This window comes from Methanosarcina barkeri 3 (assembly GCF_000970305.1).
GTDB classification, from domain to species: domain Archaea; phylum Halobacteriota; class Methanosarcinia; order Methanosarcinales; family Methanosarcinaceae; genus Methanosarcina; species Methanosarcina barkeri_A.
Map to the genome: position 1 here is coordinate 2,284,815 of NZ_CP009517.1, position 24,603 is coordinate 2,309,417.

General features: G+C 42.1%; 19 protein-coding genes and 3 rRNA genes. 7 read left to right on the top strand and 15 right to left on the bottom strand.

The genetic code is table 11. From position 1 onward, the window contains the following. Nucleotides 1-54 precede the first annotated feature (54 nt). Nucleotides 55-1,002, bottom strand: a complete 948-nt coding sequence (locus tag MSBR3_RS09115; RefSeq protein ID WP_048107655.1) for a phosphotransferase — start codon at nucleotides 1,000-1,002, stop codon at nucleotides 55-57. Nucleotides 1,003-1,397: 395 nt separating this feature from the next. On the opposite strand from MSBR3_RS09115, the gene MSBR3_RS09120 reads away from it, so the two are divergent. After that, the gene (locus tag MSBR3_RS09120; RefSeq protein ID WP_230627334.1) at nucleotides 1,398-1,859 is read left to right on the top strand and encodes a GNAT family N-acetyltransferase; all 462 of its coding nucleotides are present in this window, start codon (nucleotides 1,398-1,400) and stop codon (nucleotides 1,857-1,859) included. Nucleotides 1,860-2,340: 481 nt separating this feature from the next. After that, complete coding sequence (locus MSBR3_RS09125) at nucleotides 2,341-3,255, top strand: aminoglycoside phosphotransferase family protein (RefSeq protein WP_048107658.1); 915 nt, start codon at nucleotides 2,341-2,343, stop codon at nucleotides 3,253-3,255. Nucleotides 3,256-3,412: 157 nt separating this feature from the next. On the opposite strand, the gene ahbC is transcribed toward MSBR3_RS09125, so the two are convergent. Genes ahbC through cobA form a run of 3 tightly spaced genes read right to left on the bottom strand, consistent with a single transcriptional unit; the run spans nucleotide 3,413 to nucleotide 6,232 of the window. Next, complete coding sequence (ahbC, locus tag MSBR3_RS09130) at nucleotides 3,413-4,612, bottom strand: 12,18-didecarboxysiroheme deacetylase (RefSeq protein WP_048107660.1); 1,200 nt, start codon at nucleotides 4,610-4,612, stop codon at nucleotides 3,413-3,415. A 20-nt stretch (nucleotides 4,613-4,632) separates the two neighbouring features. Further along, nucleotides 4,633-5,424, bottom strand: a complete 792-nt coding sequence (locus MSBR3_RS09135) for a uroporphyrinogen-III synthase (protein WP_048107661.1) — start codon at nucleotides 5,422-5,424, stop codon at nucleotides 4,633-4,635. Between the two features lie 40 nt (nucleotides 5,425-5,464). Continuing rightward, nucleotides 5,465-6,232, bottom strand: coding sequence for a uroporphyrinogen-III C-methyltransferase (gene cobA, locus MSBR3_RS09140; RefSeq protein WP_048107663.1), 768 nt, complete (start codon nucleotides 6,230-6,232; stop codon nucleotides 5,465-5,467). Nucleotides 6,233-6,579: 347 nt separating this feature from the next. Here cobA and MSBR3_RS09145 point away from each other — a divergent pair, with 347 nt between their 5' ends. Continuing rightward, entirely contained in the window at nucleotides 6,580-7,497 is a 918-nt protein-coding gene (locus MSBR3_RS09145; RefSeq protein ID WP_048107665.1) for a ribonuclease Z, read from the top strand. 341 nt (nucleotides 7,498-7,838) lie between these two features. Here MSBR3_RS09145 and MSBR3_RS09150 read toward each other — a convergent pair whose 3' ends face one another. Next, nucleotides 7,839-8,099 (bottom strand): hypothetical protein, encoded by a 261-nt coding sequence (locus tag MSBR3_RS09150; protein ID WP_048107667.1) that lies wholly within the window; start codon nucleotides 8,097-8,099, stop codon nucleotides 7,839-7,841. A 346-nt stretch (nucleotides 8,100-8,445) separates the two neighbouring features. Further along, nucleotides 8,446-9,564 carry an AAA family ATPase gene (locus tag MSBR3_RS09155; RefSeq protein WP_048107669.1) on the bottom strand — a complete coding sequence of 373 codons (1,119 nt, stop codon included), beginning with the start codon at nucleotides 9,562-9,564 and terminating at the stop codon, nucleotides 8,446-8,448. A gap of 656 nt (nucleotides 9,565-10,220) precedes the next feature. Between MSBR3_RS09155 and MSBR3_RS09160 the strand changes: the two genes are divergently transcribed. Continuing rightward, the gene (locus MSBR3_RS09160) at nucleotides 10,221-10,409 is read left to right on the top strand and encodes a hypothetical protein (protein WP_048107671.1); all 189 of its coding nucleotides are present in this window, start codon (nucleotides 10,221-10,223) and stop codon (nucleotides 10,407-10,409) included. A gap of 671 nt (nucleotides 10,410-11,080) precedes the next feature. Here the strand turns inward: MSBR3_RS09160 and rrf are convergent. From rrf to MSBR3_RS09175, 3 genes are all read right to left on the bottom strand, one after another. Then, nucleotides 11,081-11,202 (bottom strand): 5S ribosomal RNA (gene rrf / locus MSBR3_RS09165). Nucleotides 11,203-11,280: 78 nt separating this feature from the next. Then, nucleotides 11,281-14,183, bottom strand: a 23S ribosomal RNA gene (locus tag MSBR3_RS09170). A 216-nt stretch (nucleotides 14,184-14,399) separates the two neighbouring features. Then, nucleotides 14,400-15,877 (bottom strand): 16S ribosomal RNA (locus tag MSBR3_RS09175). Together the 16S, 23S and 5S rRNA genes form the textbook arrangement of a ribosomal RNA operon. Nucleotides 15,878-16,587: 710 nt before the next feature. Here MSBR3_RS09175 and eif1A point away from each other — a divergent pair. The 3 genes from eif1A to MSBR3_RS09195 are packed head-to-tail and all read left to right on the top strand — an operon-like array spanning nucleotide 16,588 to nucleotide 18,257. Then, a complete protein-coding gene (gene eif1A, locus MSBR3_RS09185; RefSeq protein ID WP_048107674.1) occupies nucleotides 16,588-16,923 on the top strand; it encodes a translation initiation factor eIF-1A in 336 nt (111 codons plus the stop codon). Nucleotide 16,924: 1 nt separating this feature from the next. Then, entirely contained in the window at nucleotides 16,925-17,707 is a 783-nt protein-coding gene (locus MSBR3_RS09190; protein ID WP_048107676.1) for a serine protein kinase RIO, read from the top strand. Between the two features lies 1 nt (nucleotide 17,708). Beyond that, nucleotides 17,709-18,257, top strand: coding sequence for a KH domain-containing protein (locus MSBR3_RS09195; RefSeq protein ID WP_048107678.1), 549 nt, complete (start codon nucleotides 17,709-17,711; stop codon nucleotides 18,255-18,257). Nucleotides 18,258-18,587: 330 nt separating this feature from the next. Here MSBR3_RS09195 and MSBR3_RS09200 read toward each other — a convergent pair whose 3' ends face one another. From MSBR3_RS09200 to MSBR3_RS09225, 6 genes are all read right to left on the bottom strand, one after another. Next, entirely contained in the window at nucleotides 18,588-19,991 is a 1,404-nt protein-coding gene (locus tag MSBR3_RS09200) for a dihydroorotase (protein ID WP_048107680.1), read from the bottom strand. A gap of 110 nt (nucleotides 19,992-20,101) precedes the next feature. Next, the gene (gene phoU, locus MSBR3_RS09205; protein WP_048107682.1) at nucleotides 20,102-20,752 is read right to left on the bottom strand and encodes a phosphate signaling complex protein PhoU; all 651 of its coding nucleotides are present in this window, start codon (nucleotides 20,750-20,752) and stop codon (nucleotides 20,102-20,104) included. A gap of 5 nt (nucleotides 20,753-20,757) precedes the next feature. Beyond that, nucleotides 20,758-21,534, bottom strand: a complete 777-nt coding sequence (gene pstB, locus MSBR3_RS09210; RefSeq protein ID WP_048107684.1) for a phosphate ABC transporter ATP-binding protein PstB — start codon at nucleotides 21,532-21,534, stop codon at nucleotides 20,758-20,760. Nucleotides 21,535-21,586: 52 nt separating this feature from the next. Then, complete coding sequence (pstA, locus tag MSBR3_RS09215; RefSeq protein WP_080942264.1) at nucleotides 21,587-22,510, bottom strand: phosphate ABC transporter permease PstA; 924 nt, start codon at nucleotides 22,508-22,510, stop codon at nucleotides 21,587-21,589. Between the two features lie 2 nt (nucleotides 22,511-22,512). Further along, nucleotides 22,513-23,403 (bottom strand): phosphate ABC transporter permease subunit PstC, encoded by an 891-nt coding sequence (gene pstC / locus MSBR3_RS09220; protein WP_048107685.1) that lies wholly within the window; start codon nucleotides 23,401-23,403, stop codon nucleotides 22,513-22,515. 30 nt (nucleotides 23,404-23,433) lie between these two features. Continuing rightward, nucleotides 23,434-24,357 (bottom strand): phosphate ABC transporter substrate-binding protein, encoded by a 924-nt coding sequence (locus MSBR3_RS09225; RefSeq protein WP_048107687.1) that lies wholly within the window; start codon nucleotides 24,355-24,357, stop codon nucleotides 23,434-23,436. Between the last annotated feature and the right edge of the window lie 246 nt (nucleotides 24,358-24,603).

Here is a 24,603-nt window from a genome sequence, read left to right on the forward strand (position 1 = left end):
TTAACTGCCTTAAAGCACTCAAGTTGCTTCTCTGACAAGATAGTTTCTCATGCTTTATCTGTAATTAATTGCCTTTAAACATTCACGTGCTTCCCTAATGAGATAATTTCTATAGTCGCCCTGGTGAAGCCTTGCAGAACGAAGGAGTCCTATACTCATAAAAAAAGGCAAAGCTCTGGTAATATAGTAAAAGTCTTTTTCATCGCTGCTGTATTCCCAGAGGAAATTTCCGATATAAGGTTCAGCTTTTTCTCCTCCTCCCATATGTAGCTCGAACTCGTTTTTGAGTTCCGCAGCTAGAATTCCGAGATCTCTGACAGGATTGGCCTCGAACCAGGAACTTTCAAAATCAAGGGCATAGGGTTTACCTTTGCAAAAGATGTAGTTTGAAGGATTGACATCCCTATGAACCATACAGCCGTATTCCCTGTTAAGCAGGGAACTATACCACCATTCTCCAAGTAACCTATTGAATGTCTCTCTAGTGTTATGATCCAGTTTCAGATGACCCAGAACATCATGATAGTTTCTGAATTCATTTACCTTATTGTAGGAAGATTTTGTGTTTTCATGCAACTGTCTGAGCATGTGCGCAACTGCAGAAAGCCTCACATATAGGTTTTCTTCGTGCCTTATGTACCAGCCCAGAGATTTTCCAGGTATATGCTCCGTTACAAGGACGCAGTTAAACTTCTTATTTATTGCAAGAGGTTTTGCAACATTTATTACTGACGCAGCTTTTTTAAGATTCCGATATTCGTTCATCATTCCTTTAGAAGGGTTATAGTCTTTCAACTGGCCTGTAGGTTCGGCAAAAAACTTTGCCATAACGCTGAAGTGTTCACCTTTGAACTGATACCTACAAACCGTATGGGAGGAATTGTATTTAAAAACATTAACAGAGCAGCTTTTATTCCGTAGCCTATCTCCAACAACTTCTTTAACAAGCCAGTCCCTAAAAGGGTCACCAGGGTTTAAAGTATTAACATGGCGAGATGCCAACTCAAATTACCCCCACTTTTTTAGAAGTACTTCCAAATTGTGTTTTTCGCGCAGTATACTCTTATCTCCAAGTATATTTTTATTATAGTGTAGATGCCAGTTTTGTTTGTTGGCTTTGCAGTACTGATAAAAGTATACTGTATCTGGATAAACAGTATACTGTATTTGGATAAACAGTATACTATATTTAGATAAACAGTATACTATATTTGGACAAACGGTGTACTATATTTTGGATAAACAATATACTATATTTGGATAAACAGTATACCATAGTTTCGATATATTATATTGTTATTGGTGTTTAACTGTAAGGAGCTTATTCCTCTCTCTCAGGCTAAGGCTCGCAGGACATCGGCCATAATTGCATTTCGAATACACAAACACTGCTGCATATGGCGGTTATTGCCATGAAAGTTGAAATAATCCTGAATAATAAAAAACAATTTCTTGATTTGCTGCTTTTAGCAGACGAACAAGAAGATATGATTGACAAATATTTAGATCGCGGGGATATGTTTGCTCTGTATGATGGCAATTTGAAAAGTCTCTGTGTAGTAACACGTGAAGATGATGGTATCTACGAATTGAAAAATATAGCAACTTATGAAAAGTATCAGGGACAAGGTTACGGCAGGCAACTTGTAAAATTCATCTTTGAGTATTATAAAGGCAAATGCAAAACCATGATTGTTGGTACGGGAGATAGTCCTCTTATTATCCAGTTTTATAAAAATTGCGGATTTGTTATGTCACATTATATTAGAAATTTTTTTATTGACAACTATGACCATCAGATTTTCGAATGTGGTAAACAACTCATTGATCAGGTTTATTTAAAGAAGGATTTCCCATAATTTTGAGGATAATTGAAAGAATTGGGCATGAAGCTAACTTTTTCTTTGAATATTTGTTTTTGTTATTCCGTCGTTTATAACAAACAGGCAAAAATATCCTCTCTGCCATGAATATATCAGACTTTTAAATCAAAAATGAGGAATTCTTTTATTGCTGGAAACAGTTGTCAGACAGCCTGTAAAGGTCTGGATATTTGTGACCTATGCAGTCCAGATGTAATGAAATTGAGAAATTATATTACCGTCAACCGTTATCAGGAAAGTTTTCCATCCCCACAGCAAGCTAGCGGGATATTTGACTGAAATAAAAAATTAGGAATAAGCAAATCAGTTTTGTATGTTTGTTTACTCCCCTTTAATTGCTTTCTATTTTAGTTCTTAAAAGTATGTTTGAAATAAATAAGTGACTATTTATGAAAAACTCTAAAGTTTTGACTGAACAAACGACAATATCAAGTTTTAATTTCACAGAGCTGTTAGCGTGATTGAACTCTATAATGAAATCCCTGATTCTTGTAAATGGCAAATCATCAGACCGATTAATAAGGGATGGTCAAATGATCAGAAATACTATATCCAAACAACAGATGGCAGGGAATTATTACTCAGGATCTCGGATATATCACAATATGAAAATAAGAAACGAGATTTTGAAGCAGTAAAGCAGCTTGATGACATTGACATTTTAATTTCGCGTCCCATTAGTTTCGGAGTTTGCAATAATGGTCAATCCGTCTATTCATTACTAACCTGGATTGCAGGGAAGGATGCAGAACATATCCTTCCGGAGCTGAGCAGCAAAGAGCAGTACAAGCTTGGTGTGAAAGCTGGAGAAATATTAAGAATTATGCATCAGGTTCCTGCGGTAGAAAGTCAGATCTCATGGTCGGATCGTTTCAATAAAAAAATAAATAGAAATATCACAGATTATGAAGCTTGTGGAATTTGCTTTGAAGGAGCAGATAAAATAATTGAATATATCGAACAAAATAGATGCTTATTGGAAAATCGCCCTCAATCCTTCCAACACGGAGACTATCATGCCGGAAATATGATTGTTACAAAGTCCGGAGAGTTGGGAATCATTGATTTTGACAGGCTTGATTACGGTGACCCCTGGGAAGAATTCAACCGCATTACCTGGTGTGCAGATATAAGTACCTTCTTTGCATCAGGGCGCATAAACGGCTATTTTCATCATAAAGTGCCAGTTTTATTTTTCAAATTAATGGCTTTATATATTGCGGGCAACCAGCTTTCATCAATTCCCTGGGCAATTAAATTCGGAAATAAAGAAATCAGCACAATGCTCAGGCAAGCTAAAAATGTTCTGGAATGGTATGATGGGTTTGAAACGTGCGTTCCAAAATGGTATATTTCCAATCCTGTTAAGTAAGCAATCATAAAAGTTATAACTCGAAGGAAGAAAGCCAGGGTAACAGGCTTATGGAAGAAAATCCAAAAAAATCGTTATTTGGAAAGAATCGTTGTTTGGAAAGTTAAGAAAAAATAGAAATTTGATAAACCGGAATTAAATAAAACCTGAAATTCTCTCAGGCTTTATAATACCCGATTTCCTCTTTTGTAAGATAACATGCAGGGTCATCTGCCCAGACATTCCCGTATACGGCTTCGGCTCGTACCCTGAAGTTCCCGTTGCAAACATCGAGCCAGTTACATCTGGCACATCTGTCTCCATTAACTTTTATAAGGGGTTTTCGGTTTTTAAGTCCTGCCATGAGTTTATCACTCAGGTCAGTCCAGATTTCACTGAATGGGCGCTCCCGTATATTCCCAAAGGAGTAATGCCTCCAGAACTGATCGGCATGTACCGCACCGTCCCAGGATACACATCCTATACCTATTCCTGAAGAGTTACCCTGGTTCATGGAAAGAAGTTCAAATACTTCGGCAGCCCTTTCAGGATTTTCTTTGAGGAGCTTCATATAAAGGTAGGGGCCGTCACAATGGTTGTCCACGGTCAGGACTTCAGCAGGAAAGCCTTTTTCGTGAAGTTTTCTTGTCCTCTCGAGTATCAGGTCGACAGCCTGCCTGGATTCCTCAAGGGAAAGATCTTCTTTTACCATTTTTGAGCCCCGACCTGCATAAACCAGATGATAGAAACATATTCTCGGAATATTTTCTTCTTCAAGCAGATCAAAAATTGCAGGAATATCCCTGACATTTTGCTTGTTAATTGTAAAACGCAAGCCTACCTTTATGCCTTCTTCCTGGCAATTGTGAAGCCCTCTTAGAGCTGCATCGAATGCTCCTTTCACGCCCCTGAATTTATCATTTGTTTCCCTTATCCCGTCAAGTGAAACTCCTACGTAAGAGAGGCCGACTTCCTTTAGTTTTTTTGCCATATCTCGGTCTATGAGCGTCCCATTTGTAGAAATCACGGCCCTCATTCCCTTCTCACGGGCATAAGCCGCAAGCTCAGGCAGGTCTTTTCTCAAGGTTGGTTCCCCTCCGGAGAAAAGGATTACCGGACTTCCGAAACTTGCAAGGTCATCGATAAGAGCTTTGCCTTCTTCAGTAGAAAGCTCGTTTTCAAATTCTATGTCCTTTGCCTGGGCATAACAGTGGACACATTTCAGGTTGCAGCGTCGGGTCATATTCCAGACCACAACTGGCTTTTTATCTTTTGAAAACTGCAGCAAGTGAGAGGGAAGCTTTTTTGATTCCCTTCCATAGCGGAGGGCATCTGAAGGTTCCACGGTTCCGCAGTAAAGTTTTGAAATGCCTATCATGATGTTGATCCTTCAAAATCTCAAAGCTGGTTCTTTATAGCCTTTAACAGTGCTTCAAAAGTAAACTCATCGGGAATCACATTTGCATTGACTCCATATTTCTTCAGAGTATTTCCTGTAGGCGTTCCTATAGCTCCTACCACGGCCCTGTTAAGAGACTCTTTTACAGTTTCCTCTGCTCCCAGCCCTTTTGCATGCTTCATAAAGCCTTTAACCATCATCGAACTTGTAAAAGCAAAAGCGTTCACTTCTCCTGCGAGCGTGCGCTCTATCAACTCTTTCTGAGCTGTTCCTTCAGGAATACTGAGAGTGTACACGTGAGTTTCATAAACCGTAGCTCCGCACTTTTCAAGCCCTTCTATTAAGACCTTAGCCCCAAAAGCGCTTCTGGCAAGATCTACTTTCTTTCCTTTTACCTCAGAGCAAAGAGCTTTTACAATTCCTTCCGAACTGTAGTCACCTGGCAGGAAAGATTTGTCAATTCCTATTTTTATAAGTTCTTTTTCCGTATTAGGCCCGATTGCAATTACCCTGATTTTTTTAAGCGCTGTGATAAAGTCTTTCTTTTCAGTCTCAGAAAGCTTGTCCAGAGTAAAACTTATTCCGTTTGCACTGGTAAAGACTACATAATCCGAAGCTTCTGCAAGAACTCTTTGTATGAAGGGCTCAAACCCTTCATCTTTTATGCCTTCAAGCCGGATCATTGGGACGTATAAAGGTTCAAAACCGTAATCTTGCGCAAGGGCCTCTGATTTTTCCCTGTAGCTTTCCGGCCTCATAATTGCGAGGACAGGTGTTTTTTCTTCTGCCATATTACCTTCTCCTATTATATTCAGGTCTTCTCATGTCAGGTTAGAAGTCAGCTCCTGTCCGCTGTTCCCTGAGAATCTCATGAAGGCGTACAACATCCCCTACAACCGTAATAGCTGGCGCCTTTACTTTTCTTTCTTCTGCCAGGCTGGCGATATTTGCAAGAGTCCCTACAGTTACTCTCTGATCGGCTCTGGTCCCTCTTTCAATAACTGCAACAGGAGTATCCGGGGCTTTGCCATGTTTTATTAACTCCTCTGCGTTCCGACCGAGCATTTTCACGCCCATAAGAATTACAATCGTTCCTTCGAATTTTGCCAGAACTTCCCAGTCAAGTCCGCTCTCAGGCTTTGTAGGGTCCTCATGTCCGGTTATGAAAGTAACCATCGAAGTACTTTCCCTGTGAGTCACCGGAATTCCGGCATAAGCTGGCACTGCAATTGCAGAGGTAATCCCTGGCACGACCTCAAACTCAACGCCTTCAGCTACGAGTACCTCGGCCTCTTCTCCTCCTCTTCCAAAAACATAGGGATCACCTCCTTTAAGTCTGACCACAGTCTTTCCTTCTTTTGCTTTTTGCACAAGCACTTCATTAATTTCATCCTGGGTCATGGTGTGGTTGCCGGCATATTTTCCAACATCGATCTTTTCCGCACTTGCTGGCATTGAGTCCAGAATAGCTTTTCCAGGAAGCTGGTCATAAACAATTACTTCAGCATTGTCAATCAGACGGCGGGCTTTCAGGGTAAGAAGTTCCGGGTCACCTGGACCCGAACCTACAAGGTAAACTTTTCCGTAATTTCCTGACATATGATGACGGTTCCTTTTTTCCTTTATTTCCTGATAGATGACTTTTCTCTCTTCTCACTTATTTCAAATTTTAGCGGATAACTTATGTCCTGGCTGGGGGAGCCCGATTGATAACAAATTATTTTTCGAGAAGAAAGCGTGTCTCTAAAGGAAGGTTTGATAGAAATGTAAATCTGTAGGGTTTAAAGGGCTTTTATAATAAATACTATCCCATCTTAACATACTTTTATCTGGTAATTTGTATACATAGATTTATATTTATACTTGTATGTGGCTCCGCTCCTGAAATTCGGTAGTTGAGATTATAGCAATTAATAAATACCTCTTAAGTAGTTAGTGAGTTCGATATGCTTCGCATAATTTTTCTTGGCACTGGAGGCTCTCTGCCTACCCGCAACAGAAATCCGTCTGCAGTAATGGTCAATCGGGAAGGAGAACTTATCCTGTTTGACTGTGGAGAAGGAACCCAACAGCAGATGATGCGGGCGAAAACAGGGATGATGAACCTGTCCTCTATTTTTGTCAGCCACTTCCATGCAGATCATTTTCTGGGAATTCCTGGCCTGATCCAGACCATGTCTTTCATGGGAAGAAAAGAGCCTCTTCTGATCTACGGTCCTGAGGGAACCATAGAATTTACTGAACTTTTTAAAGCTCTTGGCTACTTCAACCTTAAGTATGAAGTTCAAGGCATCCAGTTGAAACCCGGAGATGTTGTTGAAAGAGAAGAATATGTGATCCGAGCTTTAAAAACCGAACACAGCATCTCAAGCCTCGGTTACGCCCTTATAGAAAATCCCCGTCCAGGGCGTTTTAACAGGGAAAGGGCAATTGAACTAGGGATTCCTCCGGGTCCTCTTTTCGCAAAATTACAAAAAGGAAACATGGTAGAAGTCAATGGAAAGCTCGTAAAATCGGAAGATGTAATGGGAACCTTAAGGCCAGGACGGACTATTGTATATAGTGGAGATACAAGGCCCTGTGAGCCCATTCTTGAAGCCAGCCGGGATGCAGATGTGCTGATACATGATGGCAGTTTTGCAGACGAGATGGCAGATTGGGCTGAAGAGTCCAAACATTCGACAGCAGGGGAAGTCGCTGCCCTTGCAAAGGAAGCTGAGGTCAGAACATTGATCCTTACCCATATAAGTTCCCGTTATACTGATGATGCTGAACCTCTCCTGACCGATGCGAAAAAAGTGTTTGAAAAAGTAATTATAGCTGAAGATCTGATGGAAATTGAAGTCCCGTACAGGTCGAAATAAGGCTTAATTCTTTTTCAACAAACTATAGTTATAACAGCAAGAGTAGGAATAATTCCATGATAATGACATAAGTTAGAACAATGTCTAACAGAATAAAATTCATGTACTAACAGAATATAATTCAATGTACTAACAGAATATAATTCAATGTACTAACAGAATATAATTCAATGTACTAACAGAATATAATTCAATGTACTAACAGAATATAACTCAATGTGCTGCAAAAAACTTAAAATATCTTCAGAGAAAAATTAAACATTCATGAGTTTTATATCAGATATTTTAGTGAAAAGAAGCTGTAGCAGATATAATCTGCATCGCAACGAGATCAGAATAACTCAGACGAGAGTCCAATCCAGTTTTTTATTCTCAGCATCGTAAAGCGTGACATGCATTGTTTTGTCCTCGACTTCATAGACAGGTTTGATACCTAAGTAAAGAGTGTCTCCATGATTAATATTGAGTTCACCATTTACTCTTCCGAAGTATACTCTGCCTTTTGTGCCGTTTTCTTCTACTGTTATACCTTTCCACATAAGGTTTTGAATTACATTTACAACTTTACACTCAAAACGGTCAACTTCACGTATCTCATTCATGGGGGTCCCTTTTAATTCTTATTTTAGATTTGGTTAAGTTCATTAAACTCGTTTTGTTAGAAAATAACGATTTTTGTACATAAAATTATTCCTGATCTTCAGCCAAAGAAGATAAATGTGTAAAAGCGTGATACTGAAGCAGGTAACAACATTATACTGAAGCAGATAACAGCGTTACACTAACGCAAATAGCATTATACTAACGCAAATAGCATTAATATTCTAAAATGCGTTGGATATTAAAGACAATTACTTTCAAGAGCAGCAAGAATAGCCATCAAAAAATAGGTACTTTAAAAATAAGTACCTTAAAAGTGTAGTTTAACGGCAGTGTACCACCTATAGCTCAAATGTAAAGTTCAAAAGGCCCCTGAGGTGCATCTTTTCTGCCAAGTTTCGCAAGCGCATTTTCAAAGTCCTTACTTGTTACTATTTCCCGGTCTTCTATAATTGCCTGGTGAAGAGCAGTTTTTAAGACTTTTTCCACAATATCTCTGCCCGAAAGCCCATTTGCTTTCTTTGCAAGTAACCGGAAGTTACAGTCCTCTACCTGCAAGGGGAAGGTTTTCACATTTGACTCGAATATCTTGACGACTTCTTCTTCTCCGGGAAGAACGAATTCAATTTCTTCTTCGAACCTGCTTCTTATGGCTGAGTCCAGGGAATAGATCCTGTTTGTGGAGCAGATAGTACATACTCCGTCACGTTCCACTATACCATCCATTTCGGTCAGAAGAGCGTTTACAATTTCGCTTACATCTCCCCTTAACTCCTGGAATTTTCGATCCAGAGCTATGGCATCAAGCTCGTCAATAAAGATTATACAGGGAGCCATCTCTTCTGCTCGGTCATAGAGCTGGTGGATCTGGCGAGCTCCTTCTCCCACATATTCCCCTATAAGCTGTGTAGCTTTAACAGGAATGATAGGAACATCGGTTTTATTCGCAAGAGCCTTTGCAAGCATGGTCTTTCCGGTACCTGAAGGCCCGAAAAAAAGGATATTTCTTGGCGCCCATTTCCCAAAGCGTTCAGGTTCTTCAAGGAAGCGTTCGATCAGCCTGCACTTTTGCTTTGCAAGTTCCTGCCCGATTACGTCCTCAAACTTAACGCTACTCTTTATTTCTGCCGAGGAAGGAAGCCCATTTTCTTCTTCAGTTACAATAATTGAAGTTGAACTTCCTATTATGGATTCTGCAGGTTCCACATCTATGATGCGATAAGCAAAATCCGGGAACATCCGGCGGTCAAAGAGATAATCTCCCTTACGAGCAACATAGCCGTTCCACTGTTCCCTGGCATAGAACTCAAAAACATCCCGATTTTCAATAACAGGATATTCGTCCATCATGCCGCTTAACGGATAACCTTCAGGCTTCAGAATCAGAAGCTCGGAGGTAGATTTTCCAAACTCGGTATTATTTTCATGAGTTTTTTTCGCGTTCACTCTTTGTGAGACTGGTCGCACTTTGTTATCAACTCGAATACTTTTCTATGTCTCTATATTACTATAGTACTCCGAAGAGCTAATAAAATTAACCCATAAACCAGATAAAATATTCGACTGCGAAAGACTTGCCCTCTTCTTAAAGACAAGAAAGATCTTTTAGAAACCCTGTATTTAAGTTTCTCTGAGGGTAAATATCTGTCAGGTTCCTTTTCATGGAGTCAGGCAATCATTATATATTCATATACTTAATGTAACAAGGTATAAACCCTGTGGGACATTACATAAGTGTAAAATATTTATATGAGTAACCAAATAGGTAATTTGTTATTTGAAATATATTTGAATTAACGGTTATGTAATATAACAGACTTTCTAAAGTTCTAATGTTAGAATTTTGAGATTGTGTTTTTATATAGTACATACGAAGTCTGATTTAAAAAGAGAAAGCTAATATATTAGATAAATAATATAAAACTTATAATTATTGAATGAATATGTTTTCAAATTTTTTGGAAATCTATCAATAATGTTGAGTAAATTACCGGACTAATATGTTTATATATTAAATATTTACGAATTAAGTATTAAATTGTACAGCAATATTATGTCGGTAATAAGGACTAACGACTTAAAAATGTAGTGCCTAAATAAGGCAATTTCAGAGTATGATTTTTATGTTTACTATGGAGAACACGGAAGGTTTCGACCAGAAAACTCTTGATAAGATGAATGCTGAAGTTAAGAAAACTATGAGCAAGCACGATCCTAAATCGAAAGATTACAAAAAGTTATTCGAGCAGGTTGAAGACCAGATCTTCGACAAATATTGTTCAGAGGTATTCAGACCCTCTCTCAAACTTTGATAATTTACCATTTGGATTTACCTTTAACTAAATCCTTCAGATAAATTCTTTTTTATTTTTTACTTATGTACCTATATTAATTAGCTGATATCGTTTTATTTTTTAGTTATTAACACTCATCCTTTTAGTAAATTCATATTCTTCTCCAAGTACATTTTTGATGAATAAACACAATTTGTCGATCTCAACTTTGGAGATGTAGATTCTTTATCAGATCTTCACTTACCTGTCTCATGTTATTCCATTGCTACCCGTTGCGTAAAACATCCTTACTAGTCGTGAAAGATGAGAAGGACAACGTACCATAGCAAATAAAACAATTTTAAAAGGACGTTATCAAGAAACCTGAATCCCTTACAGAAAATCAACATTAAAACCCCTTACATAAAATCAATGTTAAAAACCGTTACATAAAATCAGTATTAGAAAAGTGGCATACAATAATCAAAAACACTTTGAAAATGGATTAAGTACTAAAAAAGCAACAAAGAGTAAGCAAATTTCACAGATTGAGTATACAAAAGCGTAAAAATAACTTAAGAAATATGCTAGAATCAAAATTTAAGATATAAAAGAATTAAAATTTGATATATGCAAGAATCAAAATATACAATAATCTAAAAGAACTAATTTTTAAAAAAGCCATGGAAAAGTAAAGTATTATAAGGTGAGCATGGCAGCGATCCAGAGTTCCCGAAGGCTCGCACACTTCAGTACAGTAAGGAACGCGGGCAGGCTTATCTACTGTGTTCGGGATGGGTACAGGAGTTGCACTGCCGCTATGGCCGCCATACTCAACATATAAGAAGGATTGGAAAAGGAAAAGTCATGTATAAAGTGCTGCATTACTGGATTTCGCCTGGACCTGACTTGGAAAGGAACGGATAATTAGTGAACGCGGACTGAACACCTCGTTGCCTTGGTGCTTACATCCCGTTTCTATCAAACCGGTCTTTTACCGGAATCCTTAATGAGGTCTCTTTTTAGGAAAGATTTCGAGCTTAGATGCATTCAGCTCTTATTCCGAAGCGCGTAGCTGCCCGGCGATGCCTTGTCAGACAACCGGTACACCAGGGGCGCCGCTGCTTGGTTCCTCTCGTACTAAAAGCAGCTTACCCGCAGACCTCAAACACCTCTAGTAGATAGTAACCGACCTGTCTCACGACGGTCTAAACCCAGCTCACGATCTCCTTTAATAGGCGAACAACCTCACCCTTGGCCGCTGCTGCACGGCCAGGATGGAAAGAACCGACATCGAGGTAGCAAGCTGCCGGGTCGATATGTACTCTTGCCGGCAACGACTCAATTATCCCCGGGGTAACTTTTCTGTCATTTTTGGCCCCCACCAAGGAGGCTCAAAAGTTCGCTAGAGCCGACTTTCGTCTCGTCATCCACTGCTATGCTGAATAACGTCAGGCTGACTTATGCTCTTGCACTCTTCAGTGAGTTTCCGACCCACTTGAGTCAACCATTGCGCGCCCTTGATATCTTTTCAAGGGCGTCCCGCCCCAGGCAAACTGCCCACCTATCGGGGTCCTCTTCTCAGAGTTAGGGTCGTAGTCCCAGAAGGGTAGTGTCCCAATTGTGGCTCCACGGATGCTGGCGCACCCGCTTCGACGCCTCCTACCTACTCTGTACATCCAGAACCACAACCCAGCGACAGGCTGCAGTAAAGCTCCACGGGGTCTTCACTTCCCCCTAGAGGTCTCTAGACTGTGCACTAGAATGTAAGCTTCACCGGATTCCAGTTAGGGACAGTGGGGCTCTCATTGATCCATTCATGCAAGTCGCCAATTAAGCGACAAGGTACTACGCTACCTTAAGAGGGTCATAGTTACCCCCGCTGTTTACAGGCCCTTCTTCCCGTTGAGCCGGGGTTTCAGGTACCTGCACTGAGCAGGATTCAGAGATTGTACTAGCCCTTACGGGTTTGCAATCTCCTATGTTGGTATTAGACAGTTAGAGCCCCCTGGTCACTGCGACCTGCTGTCTTCACAGCAGGCACTCCTTATCCCGAAGTTACGGAGCTAATTTGCCGAATTCCCTTAACTGAATTACTCCGACACGCCTTAGCCTTTTCAGCTAGGGGCACCAGTGTCAGATCTCGGTACGGACATTTAGCGGCCTTTTCACGGGTCCCTGGGTGCAGCCGACTTTAGCCATAACAGATTCGCCCGCTTCTCGCCATTACGGCTCTCCACGGGGTTCGCTGCTTAGACGGCGCGACGACGCCGCTCGGCCTGCCCTGAGACGTCAGACGGATTGCTAAATGGTACAGGAATATTAACCTGTTTCCCTTTCGGCGTACTCGAGTTACGGTACGTCTTAGGACCGACTAACCCTCGGCTGACGATCATTGCCGAGGAAACCTGGCCCCTTCGGCGGCAGGGATTCTCACCCTGCTTTGCTGCTACTATTACCAGGATTTTCGTTTGCGAACGGTCCACAGGACTTCACAGCCCTGCTTCAGTCCGAACGCAACGCCTTCCTACGAGATTACCTTTCGGTACTCCGTGGTATCGGTGGTCGACTTGAGCCCCGTCAATTTTCGGGGCCCCAAACCTCGACTGGTGAGCTGTTACGCACTCTTTGAAGGGTAGCTGCTTCTAAGCTAACCTTCCAGCTGTCTTGGGCTTGGGACGCCCTTTAGCGTTTACACTTAGTCGACACTTGGGGACCTTAACCACGGGCTGGGTTGTCTCCCTTACGGACTACAAGCTTACCCCAGCAGTCCGGACTCCGACTTTCTACGATGACGGTGGGTTTGGAGTTTGACAGGCGGGCGAGGGGTTTCCCCCCCGGAACCGCTAATCAGTGCTCTACTCCACCGACGATCTCCAGTCAGGTCATGCTGCGACATGTTTCGGAAGGAACCAGCGGATGCCGGGTTAGATTAGCATTTCACTACGAGACGCAGGTCACACGAATGATTTGCAGATCAACACCGCTTGCGGTCCTCCACGTAGCTTTCGCCACGCTTCAACCTGCCCACGCCTAGATCACCCGGCTTCGGGTCTTACCCCGGTGACTCCACGCACTTGTATACGTCGTGCCTCGCCCGAAGGCTGCGCACATGTTGCTTTCGCTTCGGCTGCCCAAATATAAGGTTAGCCATTGCCACCAAGATAAACTCCCTGGCCCGTTCTTCAAAACGTAAGATACGACACTGGCAGTGATATTCGTACAGCATTCTCGCGAATGTTTCCTTCATATCAAAGTTCCTTTCATGCCGTATCGTTCCATCACTATCAGGTTTCAGGCACTTTGCACCTCCCTTCTCGGGGTACTTTTCAGCGTTCGGTCACCCTACTATTTCGCTATCGGTCTCAAGTAGTATTTAGTTTTGGAGGTTGGTGCCCCCCGGATTCCCGCACGATATCCGACGCACGGTACTCAGGGACATGTTCCGGTCTATTGGTTTACACATACGTGACTGTCACACTCTATGGTCTGCCGTTTCAGGCAAGTTCTGTTTAGCCGCCAGACGTTTGAACAGCCCTACAACACCACATTTCCCTGTGAAGGGATTCGGTTTGAACTGTGCCGTTTTCACTCGCCGTTACTCACGGTATCTCGTTTGATTTCTTTTCCTGCTCCTACTGAGATGTTTCAATTCGGAGCGTTCCCGATCATTACTGATCACTATGGAGAGGTCCCATTCGGAGATCCCGGGTTCATAGGCTCCTTGCACCTACCCCGGGCTTATCGCAGCTTGGCACGTCCTTCATCAGCTCTTGAGCCGAGCCATCCACCTGATAGCATAATTCCTGTGTATCCTAACCAGGTCCAGTAAGCGTCCAGTATACAGCACCTATACATGACTTCATGTACCTGCATGTCAACACAGGCAATCCGTCCTTCCCCGGAAATTTACTTCCCGGGTGCATTTAATGAGTTTGATAAGTAGACGATCATTGTATTATGATCGATGATTTTAATGGTGAGGTTTTGTCGGTTTATCGGCATCTGGGTGGTGGGTTTTTTATGCTTAGGAGGTGATCCAGCCGCAGATTCCCCTACGGCTACCTTGTTACGACTTAACCCCCCTTGCAAAGCACAGGTTCGAACACGACACGAAGTTCGTGCCCTCACCCATACCTCACTCGGGTGGTTTGACGGGCGGTGTGTGCAAGGAGCAGGGACGTATTCACCGCGCTATATTGAAACGCGATTACTACGGATTCCAGCTTCACGAGGGCGAGTTACAGCCCTCGATCCGAACTAAGGATGGGTTTGTGAGATTACCAGCCCTTTTCAGGGGAGGGACCCATTGTCCCATTCATTGTAGCCCGCGTGTAGCCCGGGAAATTCGGGGCATACTGACCTACCGTGGCCCGCACCTTCCTCCGATTTAACACCGGCGGTCCCCACAGAGTACCCATCATCCCGGAGGATATGCTGGTAACAGTGGGCACGGGTCTCGCTCGTTGCCTGACTTAACAGGATGCTTCACAGTACGAACTGGCGACGGCCATGCACCTCCTCTCAGCGATTCAGGCAAGGTCTTCAGCCTGGCCTACATTTTGCTGTCGTCCCCGGTGAGTTGTCCGGCGTTGAGTCCAATTAAACCGCAGGCTCCACCCGTTGTTGTGCTCCCCCGCCAATTCCTTTAAGTTTCAGCCTTGCGGCCGTACTTCCCAGGTGGCTCGCTTCACGGCTTCCCTGCGGCACCAGACACGGTCGCGCCATGCCTGACACCTAGCGAGCATCGTTTACGGCTGGGACTACCCGGGTATCTAATCCGGTTCGTGCCCCCAGCTTTCGTCCCTCACCGTCGAACCCGTTCTGGTAAGACGCCTTCGCCACAGGTGGTCCCACAGGGATTACAAGATTTCACTCCTACCCCTGTAGTACCTCTTACCTCTCCCGGTTCCAAGTCTGGCAGTATCCCCCGAAAGCCTAATAGTTGAGCTATCAGATTTCCCGGAGGACTGACCAAACCGGCTACGGACCCTTTAGACCCAATAATCACGATCACCACTCGGGCCGCCGGTGTTACCGCGGCGGCTGGCACCGGTCTTGCCCGGCCCTTGCTAACAGGTGTATTTTACACACCTGGACAGCCAGCGTATGACGCTGGCACTCGGTGTCCCCTTATCACGGTTTCCCGCATTGTAAAGTTTTCGCGCCTGCTGCGCCCCGTAGGGCCTGGATTCATGTCTCAGAATCCATCTCCGGGCTCTTGCTCTCACAACCCGTACCCGTTGTTGGCTAGTAGGTACATTACACCCACTACTACCTGATAGGCCGCAGACCCATCCTTGGGCAGACGAATCCATTTTACGCATAAAGCATTCCAGCATATGTGCGTTATCCGGAATTATCTCCAGTTTCCCGGGGTTATGCCGGACCCAAGGGCAGGTTATCCACGTGTTACTGAGCAGTACGCCATGTTCACGAAGAACATATGACTCGCATGGCTTAGGCGAACACCGATAGCAGTAACCTCTGGCAGGATCAACCAGAATTGTTAATGTATCGCACACTTCAAAATTAAAGGTCTTGGTCGCAGAAACTTGCACTAACAACTATCAATTCAGTTATTTCAGTTTCGCGATGATGTGTTATGAAAAACTCTCACCGCCCAGAATTAACCGAACCGACAAAATCCTCGTCAGACAGGAAAAAACTCCTGACTCCATTATTAATGAACAGTAATTGCTGCATTTATAATGCAGGAAATTATAGTTATGTGCTCATAGTATTTAAAGGTACCTATTCCCCTTCAAATGAAGAAGAGACCTTGACTAGATGACTATGAGAAAAACCGTCCAGCACAATAAATTCATGCTGAAACAGGAAACACATATACATCAGTTTTAGTATATAAAACTTTTTATTCAGGAACACTTGGAAAAAACAAAGAATGAAAATTTGTTTTGCAAAATCCCTGATTTTCACTCTCAAACTACAAATTCAAGAGCGATCCACGCTTGTTTTGCGCGTGGAACATACAACGGAATATCCAATATATATACCTGTCGCCTGACCGAACGCCTAGAAAAAAATAATAATGAAGAGAGAGTAAAAGAAATCAAAAAAGCGTAGCATTAAAATAATAGCAGAAAGTTGAAAGCTGCAAGACGAATAACCTTAAAACTCGAAAAAACGATATATAAGGGATTTAAGAGTATAAAAATAAAAAATATAACTATAATATAAACTGTAATAATGAGGTATCAAACTGGCAGACTTAAAGAAACCTACATCCAAAAACAAGCCTGCAACGGAAGAAACTGTTACAAGAATACGCACACCACGCAGGGAAAATAACGAGATCCTGGCAACTGTTGAGAGTCTCCTGGGTGCAAACCGCCTGAGACTCCGTTGCATGGATGGGGTCGTTCGTATGGGAAGGATTCCGGGTTCAATGAAGAAAAAAACCTGGATAAGAGAGGGAGACGTCGTTATTGTCGTACCCTGGGAGTTCCAGAACGAAAAGGCAGATGTAATCTGGAAATATACAAGGCCGCAGGTAGACTGGCTTGAGAGAAAAGGATACCTGAAAGGATAAAATGGGAATGGATCAGGAAAAAAAAATAAGGCGTATTGATAGCGCTAAAGATAAATCTAGGGCCAGGGAGAAGGACTCCGAACGGCTAAAAGTAGAAGAAAATGTGTTCGATGTACCCACTCTTAAAATTCTTTATACTCTATCCAACAAGGGTGTAATAAAAGCAATGGGTGGAGCTATCAGTACTGGAAAAGAAGCAAATGTATTCTATGCCGAAGGCCCGGATAAAGAGCTGGCTATAAAAATATACAGGATTGCAAGCAGTACCTTCAAAGCTATGGACGCCTACATTATGAAGGATCCTCGCTTCACAAACATTCGAAATAACAAACGGGATATTATTTTTGCATGGACACGCAAGGAACTTCAGAACCTGAAACGTGCAAAAAATGCAGGAGTCCGGGTTCCGGAACCCATACTTGCCGAGAAGAATATTCTTATCATGGAGTTTATGGGAGAAAAAGAGGTATCTTACCCCCTCCTCAAAAACACGCATCTTGAAAACGAGGAAGCAAAGAGTATTTTTGATACCATCGTTGAATACATGCGCCTCCTATATAAAAAAGCAAACCTTGTACATGCCGATCTGAGCGAGTATAATATCCTGATCGACCCGAACAACCTGACTCCCATATTCATTGATATGGGGCAGTCCGTAACCCTGGAGCACCCTAATGCCCGGGAGTTCCTTTACAGGGACGTACAAAATATACTCAGGTTCTTCAGCCGCTATGGGATAAAGGACAAACCTGAAGAGCTATTTAAAAAAATACAGGTGGAATAATATGACTCAGTATGTCAAAATTCCCAAAGAAAGAGTCGGAGTAGTCATAGGCCCTAAGGGAGAAATAAAAAAGCTTATCGAGGAAAAAACCGCGTGCCAGCTTGAAATAGATAGCGAAAGTGGAAAGATAGATATTACCTGTGAGGAAGATCCACTAAAAGAGTTCAGGGTTCTTGAAACTATAAAAGCGATAGGAAGAGGTTTCAGTCCTGAGAAAGCTCTTGAACTTCTGGATGATGAGATGCTTATGCTTGATATTATCGACCTTTCCGATGTTGCTACAACTCCAAAAGAACTTCAGCGGATAAAGGGTCGGATAATAGGAAGAAACGGAAGAACGAGAGAACTTGCAGAAACCCTGATAAATGTTAAGATATCAATCTATGGAAAAACCGTGTCCATACTTGGACACCCTGAACAAAACATTATAATTAGGACAGCTATAAGGATGCTGCTTGATGGAGCTACTCACGGTGCAGTATACAAGTTCCTGGAAAAAAAGCATCAGGAACTTTTGCAGTCCCAGCTTGACTCAGTTGATTTTTATTAAGATTGATGTATAAATTTGCAGGGCCTTATAATACTACATAAGTATTTCAAGGCCCCTATAATATTATTTCAACTTTCACCGTTCTGACTTTCACCGTTCTGACTTTCGCTGTTCTGATTTTCGCTGTTCTGGCTTTTGTTATTCCGACTTTTGTTATCCCAGTTTTTTAGAAACTTGGTTTTTAGCTTTTTCATATTTGCCAAATATTCTCAGTTAAAAATTCTCAGTTAAAAATCCAATTAAAGTTTTTTATTTAAAACTCCTTGTCTAGAATTTTTCATGTAAAATATATCACCTTAAGCTTCCCCATGTAATCTCAAAACCTTTTTCTTAGTCCTGAATTTCGCTATCCTCTTCAAGAGCTTCTTCCTCCTCGGATCTTTTTCCCCTACCCTCTAGGAAGTTCCCTCTTCCGGGTTTCGCATTAATTGATTCTTCAATCCAGATTACTTCACCTCTTGAGAGAGTGTACTCGGGAAAAACACCTTCCATGCCTTCAAAAGGAGTCCAGCCAGCTTTACTGTGCAGGAACTCGGCTTTTATAGGGCGGAGCTCTCGAGGATTTACAATGATCAAATCTGCATCAAAACCTACCTCAAGCCTGCCTTTGGATTTGCGATCCAGCCCAAAGGCTTTTGCCGGATTCCAGCTTGTAAGCATGATCATCCGTGAAAGCGGCAGGATATTTTTTCTCACTGCAGCAAGCATAAGAGGCATGAGAGTCTCGACTCCGGGCACCCCTGAAGGAGCAGCTCTTATATCGACATCTTTTTCAGACTCCAGATGAGGGGCATGATCCGAAGCTACTATGTCAACAGTTCCATCGTTAATCCCGTTTACAAGAGCTTTGATACTATTACTTCCACGTAGAGGAGGATTCATTTTTCCAAAAGAACGGAGTCTTTCCCAATCGCGTGTAGAAAGGAAAAGATGATGAGGAGTGACTTCACAGGTAAAAAGAGGTTCTTTATTTTCCTTTCTTGCAAGATATTTTTCCTTGCGTATAATACCCATCGCTTCAAGCGTACTCACGTGGCAGAGATGAGCTCTTACTTCCAGTTTGGAAACAAGCTCCAGGGCTTTTTGAACAGCGACAGCCTCACATGCGTTAGGGCGTACTTTTGAATGGTAGTCACAAGAAACATCTCCTTTTAACAGTCCTTCCAGCTCAAGGCGCATTTTCTCATCTTCAGCGTGGATGGTCGCAAGTGCACTGAGACGTTTAATTTCAGCAAGTGCTTCTTCAAAGGTTTCTTCATTAATATTTAGTTCGCCTGTAGACTCGGCCATGAAGATTTCCCCAAAAGCAGTAACTCCCAGTTTCCAGAGTTCTTCTAACTTCTCAATATTGCCTGTTACCCCACCATTGATTCCAAAATCAACAATAGATTTTCCTCTGGCAAGTTTGAGCTTTTGTTCGAATGTTCGTCTATTTGTTGTCGGAGGCACGGTATTAGGCTGATCAATGACAGTAGTAATTCCTCCTGCAGCGGCCGCACACGAACCAGTATACCAGTTTTCTTTCGAGGTCATGCCGGGCTCTCTGAAATGGACATGTACATCAATCCCGGCAGGTAAAGTAAGAGCACCTCCTGCGTCTATTATCATATCCGAGCTTGAGACCCTGAGATCTTTTCCTATTTTAGTAACTTTGCCATCCTCAATAACGATTTCAGCAGGCTGAAGCGAATTATTATAATAAATTCTTGTATTTTTTATAAGAATATCAGGCATGGGCGTCTATATGCTTATAAACGTACTTAAAACTTCTACATCAGCGAGAACAGGAAGTGGTTAGTTAAAAAAAGAAAGAAATGAGGAAAAGAAAAAGAAAAAAAACCTTTTCAGTTCAGTTTGACTCTCTCAGCCGTAGCAAGATAGACTACGCTTTCACAGATGTTGCAGCAGTGATCTGCAATTCTTTCAAGGTAACGGATTAGGAAAAGTAAATTTGTAGCTCTTGAGATTATACTTGTATCTTTTGCCATCATTTCGATAAGTTCGACCCAGACTGCGTAAAAGAGTTTATCGACCTCTTCATCCCTTCTCGCTGCTGCTCTTGCAAGTTCGACATCCTGGGTCTCAAAAGCCTTGAGGGAATTCTCAAGCATAAATGCGGCGGCATCTGCCATTTTTTTCGTATCTATAAGCGGTTTTACATGTCCGCCCTCCATTCTTCCCGGGATTTTGGCAATATTTATTGATAATCCCACAATTCTTCTCAGGTCTGCCGTGATCTTCAGAGTGGATACTACAAGCCGAAGATCGCTTGCCATCGGCTGCTGAAGAGCAAGCAGATCAAAAACCGAAGCCTCAATATCTTCTTCAAGTTTATCCACTTCTGGCTCAAGGGCAAGTGTTTTTTCAGCAAGCCTAACATCGAGATTTAGAACTGAAGTCATCGAGTCCCTGAAAATCAGTTCCACCATTTCTCCGAGAGAAAGTACAGACTCCTTAAGCAGATCCAGCTGCTTCACATATTGTTCTCGAGCCATTAAAATCACCCAAACCTGCCTGTAATATAATCCTCAGTACTCTTCTTCCTTGGATTTTGGAAAATCTGCTTGGTCTGGCCGAACTCAATCAATTCCCCCATAAGGAAAAAACCGGTATAGTCTGATATCCTCGCTGCTTGCTGCATATTATGAGTTACGATTACTATAGTATAATCTTTTTTAAGATCCGTTGTCAGATCTTCAATCCTTAAGGTAGAAATAGGATCAAGAGCACTTGTGGGTTCATCAAAAAGAATTATTTTTGGTTTTACTGCCAGAGTTCTGGCAATGCAAAGTCTTTGTTGTTGTCCTCCACTAAGAGAGAGAGCAGGAGACTTGAGCCTGTCTGAAACTTCATCCCAGATTGCAGCCGAACGAAGAGCCCGTTCGACAATACCGTCAAGATCTTTTCTGTTTGCACCGTGGATACGCGGCCCATAAGCTACATTATCATAAATCGACATAGGGAAAGGGTTGGGTTTCTGGAAAACCATGCCTACACTTTTTCTAAGGTCAACAACATCCACATCTGGACCGTAGATATTATTGCTTTCTATCGTAACTTTACCTTCTATTCTACAGTTATTAATAAGATCATTCATCCTGTTTAAGCAGCGGATAAAGGTGGACTTGCCACAGCCTGAAGGACCTATAAGAGCGGTTATACTATTTCTAGGGATATGCATGGAGACGTTCTTAAGCGCCTGTTTCTCCCCATACCACAGATTAAGGTTTTCTACTTTTATCTGAGGTTTAGATACGTTTTGAATACCTTCAGTCATTTAAGTACCTCACTATCACATAAATCATGATGAGTCGTTAGTGAAACTCTTATTAAACTTTCAATTTTTTCCGGTAATGCCTGCGAATCAGAACAGCTACAAAATTTAAACCCAGGACGATAATCAACAGAACCAGAGCTGTTCCATACTGAATAGACCTGGTTTTTGCAATATTTGTCCCTGCTGTTGCAAGCACGAAAAGGTGGTAAGGGAGCGCCATAAATTGCGAATAGGCCGAATCAGGCAGCCTTGGTAAAAAATAAGCTACGCCTGTAAAGAGAATAGGAGCGGTTTCTCCTGCAACCCTCCCTATACTCAACACTGATCCCGTAACAATTCCGGGTATGGCAGCTGGCAGCACTACATGCCGGATAGTCTGCCATTTACTGACCCCAAGTGCAAGAGACGATTCCCGATATTCTTTAGGAACCGTAAGCAAGGCTTCCTCAGTAGCACGGATAATAACAGGCAGAATAAGGAGAGAAAGTGTTAGAGAGGACGCCAACAGAGAAGGACCAAAACCAAAATATTTTACAAACAACGCAAGCCCAAAAAGCCCGAAGACAACAGAAGGAGTTCCTGCAAGGTTGTTGATTGCCATCTCAATTAGCCAGGTTGTCCGGGTTTCTCCTGCATACTCATTAAGGTATATAGCCACCATAACTCCAACAGGAAGAGCCACAGTCATGGAGCCTATGATGAGGTATAAGGTACCTACAATTGCCGGATAGATTCCACCTTGAGTCATCATAAGTCTGGGCATTTCAGTAAGGAACCCAATGTTAATTGCACCATATCCATTGTAAACAATATAAGCAAGGATAACTAGCACAAACCCTACTACTATCAGTACTGAAAGGCCAAGAAACGCAAAGGCGATCTTTTCGCTTGTCTTTGCATTAAGTCTAAAATTCAGCCCTCCCTGAACCCTGGTCGCTTTATGATCACTTTCTTTTACTTCTGCATTTAGCTCCATGCTCAATCCACCTTGAACCGATATCGCTTTTTGATTGAATCCGCAATCAGGTTAATCAGGAAAGTTATGATAAAAAGTACGGATCCGACCGCAAAGAGAGCATGGAAGTGAGTACTTCCTTGAGGAACTTCACCCATTTCAAGTGCAATTGTGGCGGTCATTGTCCTTACAGAAGCTAGAAAACCCTCTGGAAAAGAAGGAATTACTGCAGTATTTCCAGTAACCATCATAAGGGTCATAGTCTCTCCTATAGCTCTTCCTATACCAAGCATTACAGCCGCTGAGATTCCCGATAGTGCTGCAGGAACTATGACTTTGTATATCGTCTGCCACTTTGTAGCCCCAAGAGCAAGCGAACCCTGTTCGAGAGTACCGGGAACAGAACTTATAGCATCCTCTGAAATAGTGATAATCGTAGGGAGCGCCATAATTCCCAACATAATAGAGCCCGTAAGAGCAGTTTGGCCGGTTGGCAGGCTAAAGCTATCTTGTATAATTGGAACCAGTATAACGAGCCCAAAAAACCCAAATACAACAGAAGGAATTCCTGCGAGAATTTCAATAAACGGTTTCAGAAAATCTGCAATCCGTGGATCAGCGATTTCAGAAATATATATAGCAGCAGCAACTCCCAGAGGAACAGCAAAAATGATAGCGCCGGCAGTAACAATAAGAGACCCGAAAAACAGAGGTAACAGCCCAAATTGCCTGTTTATTGATGTCGGATACCAGAACTTTCCTGTAAGGAAATCCATAAGAGACGTATCCTTAAAAAGAAGTAAACCGTCTCTGAATAAAAAAAGACATATAAGGAAGAGAATAACAACCGTAAGGACACTGACTGAAAATAGAGTCCATTCGATTGTTTTTTCCTTATAATTTCTGCTTAGCATTTTATCCCTTAAATGTTTTTAGCAGTTGTTTTACTTTTTTAATGGGATATACCCGACTGTACTTACAATGCTCTGCCCTTTTTCGCTCAACACAAAATCAGTAAATTCCTTTGTCAAGCCTGAAGGCTCTCCATCGGTATAGAAGTAAAGGGATCTTGAAAGCGGGTATGAACCATTAAGTATACTTTCTTCAGTTGGAGCTACAGACCCATTACCATTATTCAGGCTTAGTGCCTTTATACTGCTGTCGATGTACGCAAAACCGATATACCCTATTGCGTTGGTATTCTGGGAGACCTCAGTAACTATGCCTCCAGTAGCAGGCTGAATAAGAGCATCAGGTCGGTATTCATCACCTTGCAAAACATCCTTCTGGAAGTCTTTATAAGTTCCGGAACTGCTGTCTCTTGAAATTACAGCAATTTGTGCATCCGCTCCGCCAACTTCTTTCCAGTTGCTGATGCTTCCGTTGTAGATACCACGTAGCTGGTCAAAGGTAAGGTTAGAAACAGAATTAGAAGGATTTACAATTACAGTAATGCCGTCATAGGCAATAGTAGTCTCTACAGGATTGATTCCTTTTGCTTCAGCAGATTTAATTTCGTCATCTGTCATTTCTCTGGATGCCGGAGCAATATTTACTTCACCGTCAATAAGAGCAGCAATTCCAACTCCGGATCCGCCTCCGGTAACTGTTACGCTTTTCCCAGAGTTTTCAGCCATGAATTCTTCAGCTTCAGCCTGTGCAAGAGGCAGAACCGTATCAGAGCCTTTCAAGAGAATACTTGCAGATTCAGCACCACTAACGTTTTCTGCAGAAGGAGGTTCAGCACCAGTAACATTTTCTGCAGAAGATCCTTCGTTGTTTTTAGTTCCGGTACATCCAATTCCCAGGAACACAAGCCCGATAATCAATAGTAAGAGAATTGAATACTTTTTTAATTTATTTGCCATGTGTACAGACACTCCATCAAGTCGTAAATTAAATTTACGTTCGCCTAAGTTGTTTCCAGTACAATGCACAATAAATGAAAAATATATAAAGATTCGCTTGGTAGAATATAGAGAAGTACATATTATTAAAAAATATAATAGAAAACAGTAGAGTATATTTATCTTATAAAAAATATAGATATTAAGAGAAATAGCACTAAGGAAAAATTAGTATAAGAGATCAATGGCAGGCAAAATTAACTGAAG